This window comes from Candidatus Binatia bacterium (assembly GCA_023150935.1).
GTDB lineage: Bacteria > Desulfobacterota > Binatia > HRBIN30 > HRBIN30 > JAKLJW01.
This window is the reverse complement of the sequence record JAKLJW010000006.1, coordinates 53,687-70,380: the sequence shown is the minus strand read 5'-3', so window position 1 is coordinate 70,380 and position 16,694 is coordinate 53,687. Positions and strand designations below refer to the sequence as shown.

18 protein-coding genes are annotated in these 16,694 nt (G+C 66.9%); 11 read left to right on the top strand and 7 right to left on the bottom strand.

Annotated elements, in window-relative coordinates:
- The first annotated feature begins 128 nt into the window (after nt 1–128).
- From L6Q96_06160 to L6Q96_06145, 4 genes are all read left to right on the top strand, one after another.
- On the top strand, nt 129–1,004 hold the full coding sequence (locus L6Q96_06160; protein ID MCK6554155.1) for a formyltetrahydrofolate deformylase: 876 nt from the start codon (nt 129–131) through the stop codon (nt 1,002–1,004).
- Between the two features lie 54 nt (nt 1,005–1,058).
- Nucleotides 1,059–2,198 carry a hypothetical protein gene (locus L6Q96_06155; protein MCK6554154.1) on the top strand — a complete coding sequence of 380 codons (1,140 nt, stop codon included), beginning with the start codon at nt 1,059–1,061 and terminating at the stop codon, nt 2,196–2,198.
- 48 nt (nt 2,199–2,246) lie between these two features.
- A complete protein-coding gene (locus L6Q96_06150) occupies nt 2,247–2,558 on the top strand; it encodes a hypothetical protein (GenBank protein MCK6554153.1) in 312 nt (103 codons plus the stop codon).
- Between the two features lie 121 nt (nt 2,559–2,679).
- On the top strand, nt 2,680–3,747 hold the full coding sequence (locus L6Q96_06145) for a mannose-1-phosphate guanylyltransferase (GenBank protein MCK6554152.1): 1,068 nt from the start codon (nt 2,680–2,682) through the stop codon (nt 3,745–3,747).
- A gap of 23 nt (nt 3,748–3,770) precedes the next feature.
- On the opposite strand, the gene L6Q96_06140 is transcribed toward L6Q96_06145, so the two are convergent.
- On the bottom strand, nt 3,771–3,941 hold the full coding sequence (locus L6Q96_06140; protein ID MCK6554151.1) for a hypothetical protein: 171 nt from the start codon (nt 3,939–3,941) through the stop codon (nt 3,771–3,773).
- A complete protein-coding gene (locus L6Q96_06135) occupies nt 3,938–5,932 on the bottom strand; it encodes an ATP-dependent helicase (GenBank protein MCK6554150.1) in 1,995 nt (664 codons plus the stop codon). Before L6Q96_06135 ends, L6Q96_06140 begins: the two co-directional genes overlap by 4 nt.
- Before the next feature lie 255 nt (nt 5,933–6,187).
- Here L6Q96_06135 and L6Q96_06130 point away from each other — a divergent pair, with 255 nt between their 5' ends.
- Together L6Q96_06130 and infC are read left to right on the top strand one after the other, a co-directional pair.
- Nucleotides 6,188–6,406: a sulfurtransferase TusA family protein gene (locus L6Q96_06130; GenBank protein MCK6554149.1), complete on the top strand. Its 219-nt coding sequence runs from the start codon at nt 6,188–6,190 to the stop codon at nt 6,404–6,406.
- A gap of 222 nt (nt 6,407–6,628) precedes the next feature.
- The gene (gene infC / locus L6Q96_06125; protein ID MCK6554148.1) at nt 6,629–7,270 is read left to right on the top strand and encodes a translation initiation factor IF-3; all 642 of its coding nucleotides are present in this window, start codon (nt 6,629–6,631) and stop codon (nt 7,268–7,270) included.
- A gap of 12 nt (nt 7,271–7,282) precedes the next feature.
- On the opposite strand, the gene purN is transcribed toward infC, so the two are convergent.
- Both purN and L6Q96_06115 read right to left on the bottom strand, forming a co-directional pair.
- The gene (gene purN, locus L6Q96_06120) at nt 7,283–7,933 is read right to left on the bottom strand and encodes a phosphoribosylglycinamide formyltransferase (protein ID MCK6554147.1); all 651 of its coding nucleotides are present in this window, start codon (nt 7,931–7,933) and stop codon (nt 7,283–7,285) included.
- A 126-nt stretch (nt 7,934–8,059) separates the two neighbouring features.
- Complete coding sequence (locus L6Q96_06115) at nt 8,060–9,271, bottom strand: M20 family metallopeptidase (protein ID MCK6554146.1); 1,212 nt, start codon at nt 9,269–9,271, stop codon at nt 8,060–8,062.
- 130 nt (nt 9,272–9,401) lie between these two features.
- Here L6Q96_06115 and L6Q96_06110 point away from each other — a divergent pair, with 130 nt between their 5' ends.
- The 4 genes from L6Q96_06110 to L6Q96_06095 all read left to right on the top strand — a co-directional run bounded on the left by L6Q96_06110 (nt 9,402) and on the right by L6Q96_06095 (nt 13,711).
- Nucleotides 9,402–10,076: an NUDIX domain-containing protein gene (locus tag L6Q96_06110; protein MCK6554145.1), complete on the top strand. Its 675-nt coding sequence runs from the start codon at nt 9,402–9,404 to the stop codon at nt 10,074–10,076.
- Between the two features lie 146 nt (nt 10,077–10,222).
- Nucleotides 10,223–10,468 carry a BolA/IbaG family iron-sulfur metabolism protein gene (locus L6Q96_06105; protein ID MCK6554144.1) on the top strand — a complete coding sequence of 82 codons (246 nt, stop codon included), beginning with the start codon at nt 10,223–10,225 and terminating at the stop codon, nt 10,466–10,468.
- Nucleotides 10,469–10,493: 25 nt separating this feature from the next.
- Complete coding sequence (grxD, locus tag L6Q96_06100; GenBank protein ID MCK6554143.1) at nt 10,494–10,841, top strand: Grx4 family monothiol glutaredoxin; 348 nt, start codon at nt 10,494–10,496, stop codon at nt 10,839–10,841.
- Nucleotides 10,842–10,990: 149 nt separating this feature from the next.
- A complete protein-coding gene (locus tag L6Q96_06095; GenBank protein ID MCK6554142.1) occupies nt 10,991–13,711 on the top strand; it encodes a VCBS repeat-containing protein in 2,721 nt (906 codons plus the stop codon).
- A gap of 21 nt (nt 13,712–13,732) precedes the next feature.
- Here the strand turns inward: L6Q96_06095 and L6Q96_06090 are convergent, their stop codons facing one another.
- Nucleotides 13,733–14,032 carry a hypothetical protein gene (locus L6Q96_06090; GenBank protein MCK6554141.1) on the bottom strand — a complete coding sequence of 100 codons (300 nt, stop codon included), beginning with the start codon at nt 14,030–14,032 and terminating at the stop codon, nt 13,733–13,735.
- A gap of 208 nt (nt 14,033–14,240) precedes the next feature.
- Here L6Q96_06090 and L6Q96_06085 point away from each other — a divergent pair, with 208 nt between their 5' ends.
- A complete protein-coding gene (locus tag L6Q96_06085) occupies nt 14,241–14,774 on the top strand; it encodes a hypothetical protein (GenBank protein ID MCK6554140.1) in 534 nt (177 codons plus the stop codon).
- Here L6Q96_06085 and L6Q96_06080 read toward each other — a convergent pair.
- On the bottom strand, nt 14,760–15,896 hold the full coding sequence (locus L6Q96_06080; GenBank protein MCK6554139.1) for a 2-aminoethylphosphonate--pyruvate transaminase: 1,137 nt from the start codon (nt 15,894–15,896) through the stop codon (nt 14,760–14,762). The two genes, L6Q96_06085 and L6Q96_06080, sit on opposite strands and share 15 nt — an antisense overlap.
- Nucleotides 15,897–15,904: 8 nt before the next feature.
- The gene (locus L6Q96_06075) at nt 15,905–16,600 is read right to left on the bottom strand and encodes a phosphonatase-like hydrolase (protein ID MCK6554138.1); all 696 of its coding nucleotides are present in this window, start codon (nt 16,598–16,600) and stop codon (nt 15,905–15,907) included.
- Between the last annotated feature and the right edge of the window lie 94 nt (nt 16,601–16,694).

The window sequence follows — 16,694 nt, the reverse complement described above, 5'->3', positions numbered from 1 at the left end:
GCTGCGTCAGGCCCACGTGAATTCTAATCGCTGCCGTCGACTTTCGCACCGTCGGGCGGCTGACAAACCGTGAAATTGACCATGGCCGGCGCAGTTCGTAAGGTGTGCCGTTCGAGGAGACCCGTATTATGGACAAGAACCTCGCCATCGTATCGGTGATCGGCCGCGATCAGAAGGGGGTCGTGGCTCGTATCTCGACCTTTCTCGCCGCTTCCGGCATCAACATCGAGGACATCGAACAGCGTATCGTCGAAGGCCTGTTCATCATGACGATGCTCGTCGACCTGCGCGATCTCAGCGGCAATCTGGACGAGTTGATCCTCGGCCTCAAGCGCATCGGCGAAGAGATTCACATGGACGTCAGCATCCGGCTCCACGGGCGCCGGGAACGCCGCCGGGTGGGCGTACTGGTGAGTCGGGAGCCGCATTGCCTCGAACGGCTCATCGAGGACCGCGATCGCGGTGCACTCAACGGCGATCTTGTCGTCGTGCTGTCGAACCACGACATCTTGCGTCCGCTGGCCGAACGCCACGGCATTCCGTTCTTCTTCCACGCCTCGACCGACAAGGCCGCCCATGAGGCCTTCCTGATCGAGAAGCTCGGCGAGTACGATGTGCATCTGGTGGTTTTGGCGCGTTACATGCAGATCCTGACCGCGGGACTGGTCGAGCGGTACGGGCACCGCATCATTAACATCCACCCGTCCCTGCTCCCTTATCATCCGGGTCCCAACGCCTACAAACAGGCATACGAGGAAGGCGTGCGAGTCTCCGGCTGCACGGCGCATTTCGTCACCGAGCAACTCGATCAGGGGCCGGTCATATTGCAGGACGTATTCCACATACGGGTCGGAGAAGACACTCTGGAAGATGTGCGATTGCGCGGCCAGCAACTCGAGGCGGCCGTTCTTGCGCAGGCCGTGCAGCTCTATCTCAACGATCAGTTGATCGTGAAGGACAAGAAAGTCATCTTCAGACCGGGGCATCTGCCCGCCGACGGATAGACCGCCGGCGTGGTTGGCGCGGTCGCTCCCGGTGACCCAGGATATCGACTTCTAATGTTATCGCGTACCGCCGCTTTGCTTGTCCTCGCCTGCGTTCTGGTTCCACTCCGCGGCCGAGTGCAGGCTGCGTCGACCATAACCGGCATCGTCGTGTATTCCGCCGATTTCCGCGGTATGCCGACAGGGTTCGATCCGCAGTCGGCGACGATCGAGGCCGGACAGCTCTGGCATACCTTCTCGTCGTCGCGATGGTTTGGCCTAGGAGTTCTCCGGGGCCTGCCTCCGGAGAGCTTCACTACCCCGTTACTCAACGCCGGCGACTTCGGGATTCGGATCCCCCTCGAATCCGGCGACCATGACTTCACGCTCGTCGGCGAACCGGGCCCGCTCACCGAAGACGACGGTTACGATTCCTGGGCGCTCAACATCTTTCTCGACGGCGTCGTGGACCGGCCGGCGATTTCGGTCCTGTTTCCGCGGGGCGCATACAGATACGGCGTGGCGCCGCGCCCGAACGGAGCGGAAGTGACGGTCGCGCTCCCGGTGGTACCGGTCAGTGGTGTGCCACAGGACTCCTACGACGACGGTAGAACCAGGATAACCGTGAGCGCTGTGTCATTCCTGCCGCCGCATCGGTTCGTCGATGTCGACCTCGTGTCCAGCGCGGCTCCCGTCCCCAGTGCGGACGGGCAGAGCGACTGGGTTGGCGTATTGCGGGTTTCGGTGGAAACGACCGCCCCGGTTGCTGCCGGACGCGGAGGGTCGCGGGCGATCGGTCCGGAGGCGTTCGGCATTGTCGCCGTGGACGGGGTGACGGTCGGTGGCGACGCGGCGCTGGATTCCGACTCGACCTCCGCGATGCGCGAAAGGGCCAGCGGATGGCGGGCCGCTCCACTGAAGACACCGACGCCCGAGACCACCGAAACCGGGTCCGCGGACGAGGGTACGCCGACTCCGGAGAGCGACCTTACGCCGGAGCGCACCGCCACCTGCGGAACCCCTACTCCGGGCACGCCGACCCGTCCGTCTGGTTCTCTCACGCCACCGCCCGACACGCCAACCCCGGCGATAAGGGCCCCGGAGCCGACCGGCTCGGTGACGGCCCTGCCCGGCGACGGTGCAACGCCTTCGCCGCCCCCGACGGCGGCCGCCGCCCCGAGATTACCGACGAGTGAGGCTACGGGAGGAGTGTGAATTGGCTTGAGATACGATCCCGCGTCGTGTCATAAAGGCAGTCTGTATATGGCAAACGCAGTGCCCGCATCGGAGGCTCGGGTCACCCCCGAGTCGGACGTCGAGGTTGTCGATTCGCCGGCTCCTGCCATGGGGCTGGCGCGGGCGACCTGGGAACGCTGGAAGCAGATCGCCCGTGCCATTGGCGTGGTGCAGACCCGCCTCCTGATGATCGCCTTTTACGTGGTCCTGGTTCTTCCGCTGGGGCTGGTCATGCGGCTGGTAAGCGATCGGCTGCACCTGCGCCGGCCGAAGAACGGCAACTGGCTGCCACACCGCCAGGAACCGCAGAGCCTTGAAACGGCGCGGCGTCAGTTCTGACGTCCGTCGCCCCGGTCGCCCTGCCGCCGGCGCGGTGGCCGCAAGCCCGGCCGCCATGGCACTGCCCGGGGAGAGATCCCGACGCGGTCGATCGGCACGCCCGCGGACGTTCGCCGTGATCATGGCCGGCGGACACAGTACCAGGTTTTGGCCGCTCGGCCGTCGCCGGCTTCCCAAACAACTTCTGGCCCTGACCGGCCGCCGCACGCTGCTGCAGGAAACCGCGGCACGGTTGATCCCGCTGGTGTCGGCGCGCGGTCTGCTGGTGGTGACCGCCGCGGAACACGCCGCGGAGGTCCACCGCCAGTTGCCGCGAGTGCCGCGCGAGAACATTCTCGTCGAGCCGCGCGGCCGCAACACGGCGGCGTGCATCGCCCTGGCCGCGGAGTGGATCGTCACTCAGTGCGGTGACGGTCTCATGCTGGTGGTCCCGGCCGATCACGTCGTGCGGGAGGCGGATGCCTTGCGCGATGCGTTGGCACGTGCGGGTGCTCTGGCCCGACAGGGTGATTTCCTCGTGCTCGTCGGTATGCAGCCGACCCGCCCGGAGACCGGGTACGGGTACATCCGCGTCGGCCGACCCGTGCCGAGCGAGTTGAGCGATCGGGCGGCGTGGGTTCGCGCCTTCCACGAGAAGCCGAACCTGGCGACCGCGCGGCGCTACGTGGCAGGCGGCGATTATCTGTGGAACTCGGGAATGTTCGCCTGGAACGCGAGCACCTTCCTTGCGGCTCTGAACAAGTGCTTGCCGGCTGTGCGCCGAGGGCTCGCCGGGGTCTGGTCCGAGGCGAACCCCTCGCCGCGATTGCAGCGCGCTTACCGCCGTTTGCCCGACATTTCCGTCGATGTGGGGGTCTTGCAGGCTGTTGCCAGGCAGAAGGGTGAGGTCGCTCGCATAGCCGTAACCCCGGCGGGATTCGGATGGCTCGACGTCGGTAGCTGGAGTGCCATGCCGGAACTGTGGGGTTGCGACCGCGATCGGAACGCTGCCGTGGGCACGCTGGTATCCGTCGATGCGGGCGGTTGTGTCGTCTACGCGCCCGATCGACTCGTGGCACTGGTCGGCGTTCGCGATCTGGTCGTTGTCGAAAGTGGCGGAGCGTTGCTGGTCTGCCGGCGCGACCGCGCCCAGGACGTCCGCGAGGTGACGCGCCGGCTCGCGCAGCGCCGCATGCTCCGCTTCCTTTGAGATGTCCCGGGGCCGGGCTCGCGTCAGCGACCCTTCATGATCATGTAGATCGCCATTCCGAACACGATGGCGACCCCGGCGCCAAGGGCAATATTGACCAGCCTGTCGCGCACCCCCGGCTCGCCGAGACGCCCGCGCAGCGCCGCGATGCGCTCCCTCAGGGTGCCGTCATCGAGCCCGAAGAGGGCCATCATGCCCACCTCTCGTGCACGAGATCGAGTGGCCTGAGTACGCCGGACGGGATACCTTCGAGGAAGCGCGACCGTTTGCCCGTCACCATTCCGGTGCCGCGGTCGAAGATGTTGACCGGGTAACTGACGTACAGGTGCTCCTTGGCGCGGGTGGCGGCCACGTACATCAACCGCCGTTCCTCTTCCAGATCGTCTTCGCTGACGCTGTACGAGGAAGGGAACCGGCCGTCCGCGGCCCAGATCAGGAATACCGTGTGCCACTCCAGTCCCTTCGCGGAGTGGATCGTTGACAGAGTCAGCAGCCCCTCGTCTGGCTCGGCTGCCAGGACGTCGCCGACGCTGTCGGCAGGCGGTTCCAGCGCCATGTCGGCCAGCAGTGGCATCAGTTCCCGGTAGCGCGCGGCGATGGTGGCGAAGTGTTCCAGGTCGCGGTGGCGCTTGGCGTAGTCCTCGGGATGGCGGCGCTTCAGGATCGGATCGTAGTAGCGCAGCAACTCGTCGATCTGGTGGCCCGGAAGAGGATGTTCGGCGATCCGGCGCAACAGTGCCGCAAGGCGGTGCAGGACGGTGCCGACGGAGCGGCGCGGAAAGCTTTCGAGGCGCGTCGCCGGTTCCCCGCCCGTCATGATCCAGTGCACGATCTCCTCGCTGGTCCGCGGGCCGATGCCGTCGAGCAGCAGGAGTATCCGGTGCCACGAGACCGCGTCGCGCGGATTCTGAAGAACGCGCAGGTGGGCCAGCATGTCCTTGATGTGCGTGGTCTCGATGAACTTGAAACCGCCGCGTTTCACGAACGGGAGGTTGCACCGTGCCAGCTCGATTTCGAGATCGAACGAGTGGAAGCTCGAGCGAAACAACACCGCGATGTCCCGCAGGTCCACTCCCTCTTCGCGCAGTTCCAGAATGCGCTGGCAGACAAAGTGGGACTGGAAGAGTTCGCTGTCGGCCCTTACGAGCATCGGCGGCGATCCCGCGCTTCGGCGCGTGAACAGGGTCTTTTGGTGCCGCTCCCGGGCGCCGGCGATGATGGCATTGGAGACGTCGAGGATCGGTTGGGTGCTGCGGTAGTTCTCTTCCAGGGCGATAATTCGGGTGCCGGGAAACAGGGCGGGAAAATCCATGATGTTGCGGAAATCGGCGCCGCGAAAGCCGTAGATGCTCTGGGCATCGTCGCCGACCGCGAGCACGTTGTCGTGCTCGGTGGCAAGGTCCCTAACGATGGCCGCCTGCAAGGCATTGGTGTCCTGGTACTCGTCAATCATCAGGTATCGGTACGTGCGACCGATGCGCTGCCGGATTTCCGCACCGGCCGCGAGCAGTTCGCGCAGACGGACGAGCAGGTCGTCATAGTCGAGTAGCTGGCGCGTGCGTTTATACTCCGTGTAACGGCCGTTGAGTTCGATCAGTTCGGGGAGGTGATCGACGAGGAGCGGGTACTCCGCTTCGACGAGTTGAGGCAGCGGCCGCGACTTGTTCACGGCCATGCTGAACATCTCGGCGATCGCCTGCTTGCGCGGGAATCGTCGTTCCCTGTTGTCGAGTTCCATCTCCGCGCGCAGCAGATTGATGACGTCCTCGGCATCGCCGCGGTCGAGAATCGTGAAGCCGCTTTCGATGCCGATGGCCCTGCCGTATCGGCGCAGCGTGATGTTGGCAAAGGAGTGGAAAGTCCCGCCCGCGACGCGGTCGCAGCGGCCGTCGAGGAGGCGGCTGGCACGGCGGAGCATTTCGCCGGCGGCCTTGCGGGTGAAAGTGAGCAGCAGCACCGCCCCCGGGTCGACACCCGATTCGACGAGCCGAGCGACACGGTAAACCAGCGTCCGCGTCTTGCCGGTGCCGGCGCCGGCAACCACGAGAATGGGACCTGTGGTGGTCGTCACGGCCTCGAGCTGGGAAGCGTTGAGCTCGGCGGCGTAATCGATCCTGAACCCCGCCCCTCGCGGCGGCACCATGCTGTGGCGGAGGACGTACTTGTCGGCTTCCGGGGCACCCATGGGAGTCAGGCCACTACAGAATCTACGCCGCCAGACCCGGCGCGACCGTGTGCGGCGCACTGTGCTTTGCTAGACTGCCGCCGTTGCGCGGCTGCGCCAGTTCCGATCATGGGTGCCACTGACTATAGCAACCGTCCCCGACCTCACAAATCATCGTCTCGGCTTGACCCCCTACCCGATCGGTCACTACCAGCCCAATTCCCAAACGACAAACGTCGATCGACCGTTGACGACCGGAGCTCCGGAGCCCCTTCCATGTCCGAACTTATCGATCTGCGTGGCGTGCCCTGTCCACTTAGTTGGGCGAAGGCCAGGGTGCGGCTCGAGGAGCTTGCGCCGGGGACGGACGTCGAGATCTGGCTCGACGATCCCAAGGGTGTGCGCGACCTTCCCCGTGCCGCCGAGGCCCAGGGCTACCACGTCAGCGACGTGGTGGCCGCCGGCGCCCTGTGGCGGGTGTTGCTCCAGGTCTGAGTCGCCCGATGGGCCGGGCAGGGTAAGGAAGTCCGGACGACAGGTTGACCCGAGACTTCCCGGTTGCCTGGCGCGGGTTGTGCCGAGGTCGGGCGGTGGTTTCCTTTGGGGGCGCTGCTAAGCGGTGCCACCAGCCGCCTGCGACTGGACCATTGTGTCCCGGCGTGCGGCGGTGTAAAGACGGAAGCGGTTCGAAGAGAGCGCAGGCGAAAGGAAGGTCATTTGGCGTTTCGCGGACGAGGCCCACGGTTCATTCCCCCACCCCCTGATGCGCATCGCATCAATCGCCACATAAGGGCGCCCCAGGTCAGACTGATCGGGGCCGATGGCTCACAGGTCGGGATCGTATCGACGGACGATGCGTTGCGCATGGCGCAGGAGGCGCAGCTCGATCTGGTCGAGATAGCACCGACGGCGCAGCCGCCGGTTTGCCGCATCCTCGACTACGGCAAGTTCAAGTACCAGCAGCACAAGAAGGAGTCGGAGGCGCGCCGCAAACAGGCGACCACGCAGGTCAAGGAGCTGCGCCTCGGCTACCGCACCGACGTGGGCGACATCGAGCGCCAGATCCAGAAGGCGCGCGAGTTCCTGCTCGCCGGCGACCGCGTGAAGTTCGCGCTGCGTTTCCGTGGGCGCGAGATGGCCTACCAGAACCTGGGCCGCGAGAAACTCATGAAGATCAGCGATGCGTTGAGCGATATTGCCTCGATCGACAGCACGCCACGCATGGAAGGCCGGCTAATGGGGATGATCCTGGCGCCCGGTGCCTCGAAGAAAAAGGCCATTGCCGCCCGCCCGCAACCAAGAGAGGCGCCCAAGCAGGAGCCGCCCAAGACCGCCGAGCCCGCCGCGTCGGGCAGTTAGTCCGGCCGTCGCTCAGCCGGCCACCGTCGCGCTCGGCAGCGGGCGCAACGTGACCCGTCGTCCCGACACCACTAGTCGCCCCTCGGCATACAATTGGATTGCCGCCGGGTAGAGCTCGTTTTCCAACTGTTGCACCCGCGCGGCCAGCGTCTGCGGCGTGTCGTCGTCGAGTACCGGTATGCATCCCTGCAAGACGATGGGGCCGTGGTCGTATTCGTCGTCGGCGAAGTGCACCGTGCAACCGGTTACCTTTACCCCCGCCTCGATGACGGCACGGTGGACCCGCTCGCCATAGAGCCCCTTGCCACAGAACGCGGGGATGAGTGCCGGGTGGATGTTGAGTACCCGGCCAACGTAGCGGTCCCGCAACTGAAAAGGAGAAAGGAAACCCGCCAACACCACGAGATCGACGGGTCGACGTCCAAGTTCGGCGTGCAGAGCGTCGTTGAAGGCGTCGACGTCGGGAAACGCCTTGCGCTCGACTGCAATAGCGGGAATCCCGGCGCGCCGCGCCCGTTCCAGACCCCCAACGCCGGCGCGCGAGGAAATCGCCACGACGATCTCCGCGCCGAGACGACCGTCGGCGATCCGGTCGATCAGATTCTGCAGGGTTGTCCCCTCCCCGGAGAGCAACACGGCGAGACGCGGCGGCACCGACGGCATGCCCACGAACGCTATGGCCTTTGCGCGGGCGAAGCAACCGGTGGCCGCCGACAGCCCGCCTCTTTTTCGCCGCGTCCCTTCGCGGGGGCGTGGGGCAGGCCCTGCGCCCGGATTAAGGGAAGGCTCCTAGCCGTCTACCTCCGCCTCCCGGTCGAGGAACTTCATCGCCACCGTTGCCAGGATCTCCACCCCTTCCGGCAGCGCCTGTTCGTCGATGTCGAACCGGGGGTGGTGGCACGGATACGGCTCCTGGTGCGTGGGCCGCGCGCCGAGGAATGCGAAGGCGCCGGGGACCTGTTCCAGAAATGCTCCGAAGTCCTCGGCGCCCATGATCGGCTGCGCCATGTCGTGGATGCTCTCGCTGCCGCGCGCGGCCTGAATCGTCTGCCGGACAAACCCGGTGAAACCCGGGTGGTTCATCACCACGCCGGAGCCGCGGATGTAAGTGACCTCCGCGTCGGCACCGAACGCCGCCGTCGTGTGCCGGACCAGGTGCTCGATGCGGGCCGGGACTGCGGCGCGGACCTCCGGGTCGACGGTGCGCACGGTGCCGCCCAGCACCACCTCCGGCGGTATGATGTTGAAGGCCGAGCCCGCCTGCATGTACGTGATCGTTACCACCACCGGACTGCGGGCATCGAAGCGCCGGGTGATCAGCGCCTGCAGGTTGTTGATGACCTGGGCCGCCACAGGCACGGGATCGGTGCAGGTGTGGGGTTCGCTGGCGTGGCCGCCCTCGCCCTTGACGACGATGCGCAGGAGATCCGCGCTGGCCATGATCGGGCCTGGCTTCAGACTGAGTTGGCCCGCCGGCATGAGTGGCCAGAGGTGGAGCCCGAAGACGGCGTCGACGGGCGGATCGGCAGCCAGGCAACCGTCGGCGATCATCTCGTTCGCGCCGCCGATGGTCTCTTCGGCGGGCTGGAAGAGGAACCTGACGTTGCCCCGGAGATGGTCGCGCAGCTCGTGCAGGACACGCGCCGCGCCGAGTGCCATGGCCACGTGTCCGTCATGTCCGCAGGCGTGCATGACGCCGGGAACACACGAACGGTAAGCATGGTCGCTCTCCTCGTTTAACGGCAGGGCGTCCATGTCGGCGCGCAGTGCGATCGTGCGGCCCGGTCGGCCACCGCGTAAAGTGGCCACGACGCCGGTGCCGCCGACGCCCTCGCGAATGTCGAAGCCGAGAGGGCGCAGGGTATCGGCGACCAGGGCCGGTGTCCGTCGTTCGCAATTGCCCAGCTCGGGATTGCTGTGAATGTCGCGGCGGACGTCGATGACGCTCTGAGCGAGTGCCTGCGCCCGCGTGCGAATCGCGTGCAGAACCGATTCGTCCATGACCGGCCTCATTCGCACGAGCGTGATGGCCCGGTCAATGGACCCGAACGCGAGAAGCTGTCCACCGGCGGCTGCATCTAGCCAGTGCGATTGCGGCGACTGGCCAGGGCGCGCTACAAACATCGGCCGTATGCCGACGACGCCATCCCCAGCGCACCCGGCGGCCACGGTGGTCTTATTGCGCGACCGCCCGGGGGGCTGCGAGGTCTTGCTGGTCCAGCGCAACGCCGAGCTGGCATTCCACGGCGGGGCGTGGGTTTTTCCGGGTGGACGGATAGATCCCGACGATTATGCTGGCGATGGGGATGACGTCGTTGCGGCGGCCCGCCGTGCTGCCGCCCGCGAGGCGCGCGAGGAGGCGGGGCTCGCGGTTGACGCGGATGCGCTGGTGGCCTTCGCCCGCTGGGTGACTCCGATGCGTTTGCCGAAGCGGTTCGACACCTGGTTCTTCGTCGGACGGGTCGGAGATGAACAAGTCGAAGTCGATGGGGGCGAGATTCACGCCTACGAGTGGATGCGTCCGGCGGCGGCGCTGGTAGCGCACAAAGCCGGCGCCATCACTCTGCCTCCACCGACGTTCGTGACGTTGACTTACCTTGACGGTCAGCCGACGGTCTCCGCGGTGCTGACCGCAGTGGCGCGTGACGGCGTGCTGCGATTCCTGCCGAAGCTGTTTACCACCGCGGACGGCGCCTGTTCCTTGTACGAGGGCGATGCAGGGTACGAGGCCGGCGAGGTCGACGTGGCGGGCCCGCGCCATCGCCTGTGGATCGTCGAATCCGGCTGGCGCTACGAGCGCGGCTGAGCCCCGGACGGTCCCGCTTCGTCCTGGTATCGCCGCCGGATGCGGTAGCGAGGGGGCGGCCCGCGCACGCCGAGGGGGACGCCCCGCTTGCCGGTGCATCGGCGCATGTTATGTTCGGTGGCGCTCAGAACACCGGTGAGGGTTAGATGGGTCCAGCCGATATCGAGGCGCTGATTCGTGCAGGTGTGCCGGGAGCGACGGTGCGCGTGATCGACACAGTGGGCGACGGCAATCATTTCGAGGCGACCGTCGTGGCTGCGGAGTTCGCGGGTAAGCGTCTCGTCGCCCGGCATCAACTCGTGTACGAGAGCCTGAAAGGGGCGATGGCGGATCGCGTGCACGCGCTGTCCATCAAGGCCTACACCCCGGAAGAGTGGACCCGGCAGGGCTGATCCCGGTCGGGCGAAGGAGAAAGAAATGGCGCGAGACGTGATGGCCGATATCAAGAACGAGATCGCGGCGAACAAGGTGATCATCTACATGAAGGGCACGCCCAGCTTTCCGATGTGCGGCTTTTCGGCCCGCACCGTCGAGGTGCTGCGGGCCGCGGGTAAGCCGTTTGCGCACGTGAACATCCTCGAAGATCCCGAGAAGCGCGAGGCGATCAAGGTCTTCTCGAAGTGGCCGACACTTCCGCAGGTGTACATCGCGGGCGAGTTCGTCGGCGGTTGCGACGTCGTGGAAGAACTCGCGGCCAGTGGCGAGCTCGGCCAGTTGCTGAGCCAGGCCTTTGCGGAATCGACTGGCGCCTCGGCGGGCAGTTGACCGTTCTGTGACCGCACCGCCGCGGCGGCCGCTTTCGGCTTGAAAAAGGCCGCCCCGGACGGGATGCTCGACCCATGATCGAAACCCCGTCCCCGGGCTGTTCCTCGGGACGAGGTCGTGCCGATTCCGTAACTCCGAAAGAGCCGGGCGTGACTCCGTTCCGAGCGGTAGGTTTGACTGCCGCCTTCCTGCTGATTGTGGCTGCGATCCTGGTCGGTGCGCCGGCGGGCGCCGCGCCCGGCCCGACCCGTACCCCGGAGCCGACCCGCACCCCGCGCCCGACGAAGACTCCGCGCAAACAGACGCCGACCGTAACCCCTTTGCCCGTGGCAACGCCGACGCCCTCGGCGACTGGTGTTGCCACTGGCACGCAGACGCCGCCAACCGCGACGCCGACGGGCGCGACGCGCACCCCGACCCCGACCGGGCCAACCCGCACCGCGACGCCGACGGGCGCGACGCGCACCCCGACCCCGACTATTCCCAGGTCGCCGTCAACCACCCCGACGCCGACGCCTCAGGCAACGGGCACGGCCATCACCTTCCGCCTCGCTCCGGCGTTTCTGACCGGCAGCTATCCGAGTGGGTTGGCCGCCGGCAACTTCAACGCCAACGTCACACCGGTACCCGACACCACCGCTGACATTATCGTCGCCGACCGCGACGGAAGTTCAGCTCGATTGATGCTTGCGCGTGGCACGGGTGGGTTTACGCTGCGGCCGGCGGTCGTCGTCGGCGCGAGTCCCGAAGGCGCGGTTACCGGCGACTTCGACTTCGACGGCGCCCTTGACTTCGCGACCGCCAATGCGGGGGACGGCACGGTCACCCTGGTGTTCGGCCGCGGCGACGGCCGCTTCGAGACGCCATCGAGTGTGCCGATAGCGGAGGAGCCGCGAGCGATCGTGGCCATCGGCAACCTGCTGGCCGTTGCCGACGCCGGCACCGGGAGCGTCGTCTTTGCAGAAGTCAGTGCCGGCCGTGAGCTCGTGCCGGTTACTACGCTCGTGGTTGGCGGCATACCGGGACCCATGGCGGTTGCGGATTTGAACCGCGACGGCCTGGCGGACATTGCCGTTGCCGATCCGACTTTCGACACGGTGACCATCCTGCTGGCACTGGGGTCCCGTTCCTTTGCGCGCGGCCCGACCGTTACAACCGGCCGGGAGCCGGCGGCCCTCGCCCTCGGCGACGTTAACCGCGACGGCAATCCGGACCTGGCGGTTGCCGAGAAAGGCGACAACACGGTTTCGGTGTGGCGGGGCGACGGTCGTGGGGCGTTTGTCGCCCGTCAGACGGCCGCTACCGGCGTCGCGCCGGCGGGTGTCGCAATTGCCGATGACGACCTGCAGATCGTCTCCAACGATCAACTTCCGGACCTCATCGTCGCCAACAGCGGCTCCAACGATGTGTCGATTCTGGCCGGACACGGCAACGGCACTTTCGAACCGATCAACCGCGTGCTCGTGGGCCGCGGGCCGACAACACTGGTTCTCGGTGAGTTCGACAACGACACCCTCGGCGCGGTCGATATTGCCGTCGCCGATAGCACCGGGGGCAGTGTGTCAGTGCTGCGGGGTCGCGGCGGCGGCGCCTTCGTCGGCGCCAACAACTATCCGGCGGCGCGGCAGCCCGTGAGCGTGGCGGCGGCGGACGTCGACCGGGACGGATTCGTCGATGCTCTCGTCGCGAACCGTGGGAACAACTCGCTCTCCATGCTGCGGGGCAACGGCCGTGGGGCGCTGCGTGCGCCCGTGGATATTCCGCTGCCGATGACGCCGGTGTCGGTTCATACCCTGCAGATCGGAACCGACGGGCTTGTGGATGCCGTGGTCGGGGTCGCCGAGTCCCCGTCGTTCCTGCTCTTGATCGGCGCCGCGAGTGGGAACTTCCGTCCCCCGTTGACGGTGCGCACTGACGCTCTGATCGGCAGTATTGCGACCGCCGACGTCAACGGCGACAACCTGGGCGACGTGGTCGTGACGCGGTCGCAGGCCAATCTGGTCGGTGTGCTGCTTTCGACCGGTACAGAATTGAGCGCCTCCCGTGAGGTTGAGGTCGGTGGACTCGCGGTGGCAGCGGCGGTCGCGGATCTTACGGGCGACGCGGTGCCGGATCTGATTGCCGCAGTGACCGATCCCGCGTCGCTCGATCTCGTTCGCGGTAACGGCGACGGCTCCTTCGGCGGTCGGGTGGTCACCGGTCTGACGGTAGTTCCGACGGCTCTGGACACCGCCGACTTCGACGGTAACGGAACGGTCGACGTTGCCGTGCTCAGCGCGGAGGCAGGCATCGTTCGCATTCTACTCAACCAGGGCGACGGCGATCTGAGCGCGGCAACCGATCTGCCTGTCGCCCCGGGCGCGGTGACGGTGCGTGCCATGGACTTGAACGTCGACGAGCACGCGGACCTGGTAGTTGTCGGGACCGCTGACGATTCCCTGGTCGTGTTCGAAGGCAGGGGTAACGGCAGCTTCGACGGCGGGCGGCGCTTCAGCGTCGGCCGCGGGCCGGCGGCTGTGGCGGCGGCGGACCTGTTTGCGGATCGGTTGCCTGACCTCGTGGTTGTCAATGAAGGCGCGGACAACGCCACCGTGTTCCGCAATACCAGTGTCAGCGAGCTCCCGCCGTTACCGACCAACACCGTTGGCCCCGGTACGCCAAGTCCAACGTTTGGCGACTCGCCGACGCCCCGGCCCACGTCAACCCGCCGTCCACCCGCGCCGACACGACCGGGCGATGGTGAGTCGGATGATGACGGCGGCGGTTCATCCGGCTGCAATTTGCGCCGCCGAAACGCACCGGGCTCTGCTGCGGCTATCCTCCTCGGCGTCCTCGCCGCCGGCCTGCTGGTCAGACCGGGCCGGAAGTGAGCCGCGCCAGCCTCCAGGTCATCAGACCCCGCCCGCCGGCCGACATTCTGCCCTGACCGGCCGCGTGCGCGAGCAGCGGATGGTGTCGGTCACCCCGCCGGCCAACAGAGCGCAAGCGTTGTCGATGGCGGCGCGCAGGGCTTCCTCTTCGCTGGCCCCGGTTACGGTTCGGCAGACCTCGCGCCCGTCGAAGGCGATGCAGACTTCGCATTCGACCTCGCCGATCTGGAAGCTCGAATAGATTACGAACGCGGCCACCGGCACGAGCACGCCGAGGGCGGTCATGGTGCTCAGCCAGCGGCGGCGACGGGGCTCGGCCATACAAGCGAAACAGTGGCATCTCCGGAGAAGAAAATCACCCCGGTGAGGCGTCGTCGTCCCGCATCCCGCCCGCGGCCGTAGGCGCTCTCGCCGCCAATGGCCGACCTGGAACGGAGGACGAACGGCGAACCTCGCGGCCCAGGACGCGAGTTCCGTCGTCTTCCGTCTATGCTACCGTCCGCCTGCAACCGTGCCTGAGCGAGCGATCATGTTGGTTCGCCTTTCTGCCGTCCTGCTGGCTCTTCTGGCCGGCGTCATGCTTCTCGACGCCGCCGCCCTGGTGCCGTTCTGGCAATCGTTGCCGCCGCCGGGGGTGAACGAGTGGTTCGGCCGACACGCCTGGCGAATCGACTGGCTTACGGCGGTCATTGTCGTCCTGGCTTGTCTGGCGGCGCTGGGTGGGGTGGTGGAGGTGTGGCAGGAACGCGATCGCCGGGTGCGGATCGCGCTTGCGTGCGTGGCGGTTCTGGGTATCGCGGCGATTGGAGGATTCTTCCACTGGCCCATGTCGCGCCTGCTGGCGACGCCGAATGGCGTGCCGGCCGGTCGCATTGCCACCGTGTTGTGGCAGTGGTCCGCCTGGGAATGGCTGCGCGTCCTGCTGGCTGTCGCCGGTTGCGCCGCGGCGATAAGCGCGACGCGGCCGCCTCCGGCCAGTCGATCGAGGCCCCCCCGCGCCCGGGGCAAGCAGGGCCCCCGCCGGCGCCGGCGCGCGGCGCCGATCCCGTTACCGGACCGGTAAGGCCACGCCCATCTCCAATAGCGTTGCGCGGATCGTCGCCAGCAGGAGGTCGATGTCATCCGGGAAGAGCCGTCCGATCGTGCCGATGCGGAAGCAATCGGCCCGGCTCACTTTGCCCGGATAGATAACCAGTCCCCTCTCGTTGAGGCGTGCGTAGAAGGTCTCGAAGTCGAAGTGCGGATCGACGGGGTAGCGAAAAGAAGCGATCACGTACCCGCGGAGTGCGGAACGCAGATACGGTTCGAATCCCAGCTCCTGCATGCCGGCGAGCAAACGGGCGTGGTTCGCGGCGTAGCGCGCGGCGCGACCGGACACGCCGCCTTCGGCGGCGAGTTCGTCGAGGGCCTGACTGAGGGCCAGGATGACGTGGGTGGGGGGCGTGAAGCGAAACTGGCCGTCGGCCTCCAGCCCGCGCCACTGGGCGCGCAGGTCGAGGCTGAGGCTGCGCGCCGCCGCGGCGTCTTCGATGGCCGATCGCCGAGCGAGAACGATCGACACTCCCGGCACACCCTCCAGGCATTTGTTCGCCGAAGTCATTGCGAAGTCGATGGTTCCGCCGGCGAGGTTGAGCGGGATCCCGCCGAAACTGCTCATCGCATCGACACAGTAAGTCTTGCCGAAACGGCATACGACGGTGCCGATTGCGTCGATCGGATTCACGATACCCGTGGTGGTCTCGCAGTGTACGATGGCGACGGTGGTCACCGCGGGGTCCGCGGCCAGAACCCGTTCGACGTCGACCGCCTCGGGCACGGCGTCTTCGGGGCAGCGCAGGGCCCGGCTGGCGATGCCCAGAACGGTGGCGATGCGCAGCATGCGCTCGCCGTAAGCGCCGTTGGCGATGACCAGGAGCTTGCCATCGCGCGGCACCGAGGAGCCGAGAACGGCCTCGACAGCGAACGTGCCCGAGCCTTGCATGAGGACGGCCTCGTAGCCGGCCGCTGGCGAAACGCCGGCGAGGGCGAGGAGTCGGATGCGTACGCGGTGCACCAGCTCGATGAACTCGAAATCGCGCGACCCGAGGTCGCGCAGCATTGCCTGCTTGACGCTCGGGCTCGTGGTGAGGGGGCCCGGTGTGAACAGCTTCTTGTCGGCGGCTCCCGCAGGTCGTTGCTCGGTCATGCCCGCACTCACGATTGCGGCAGTCCGAGGACGACCGCCAGTTCGCTCAGATGTGCGATCAGGTGCGTGTGCGGAAAGGCCAGTAACTCCTCGCGCGTGTGGGAGCCGCTGGTCACGCCGACGACGAACGTGCAGCCGGCGGCCAGGCCTTCGCGCAGATCGGCGGGCGTGTCACCGACCTTGGCAACGTGTCCGACGTCGCCGACGCCGGTCAGCTCCATGGCCCGCCGAATCATATCGGGGAACGGCCGTCCACGCGGCACTTCGTCGCTGGTGACCGTTACGTCGACCAGGCCATCGCGTGCCCATCCGAAGCGCTGCAAGACGATGTCGGCGATGTCGCGGCTAAACCCGGTGTCGAGCGCGATCTTCACCCCGGCCCGGTGGAGGCGGGCGAACAGCGCCTCGGTGCCGTCGCAGGGCCGGACTTCGGGGTCCTCGCGATAGTGGCGAATCATGCGGGCGACGAAGTCCTCGTGGATAACCGCGACCAGCGCCGGCGAGATGGTCGCCCGGTCGCCCGCACGGCCCATTGCCAGGTGTCGGATCGCTTCCGGCTTCGGTAAACCCATTACGGCGTTTACGTCGTCGCGCGTGACCGCAAAGCCGGCGGCATCGAGAGCGGCCCGCAGGCACACGTTAACCGCATCGCCGTCATAAACGGTCGTACCGGCCATGTCGAAGACGACGAGTTCGAGGCGCATAAAGGGCTCCCTGAAGTCCGGCTGAGATACCGCAAGAGGCTGACCGGAGACCACCTCTTTGCCCGGCAGCGTAACACCCCGAAACCCATGCCGC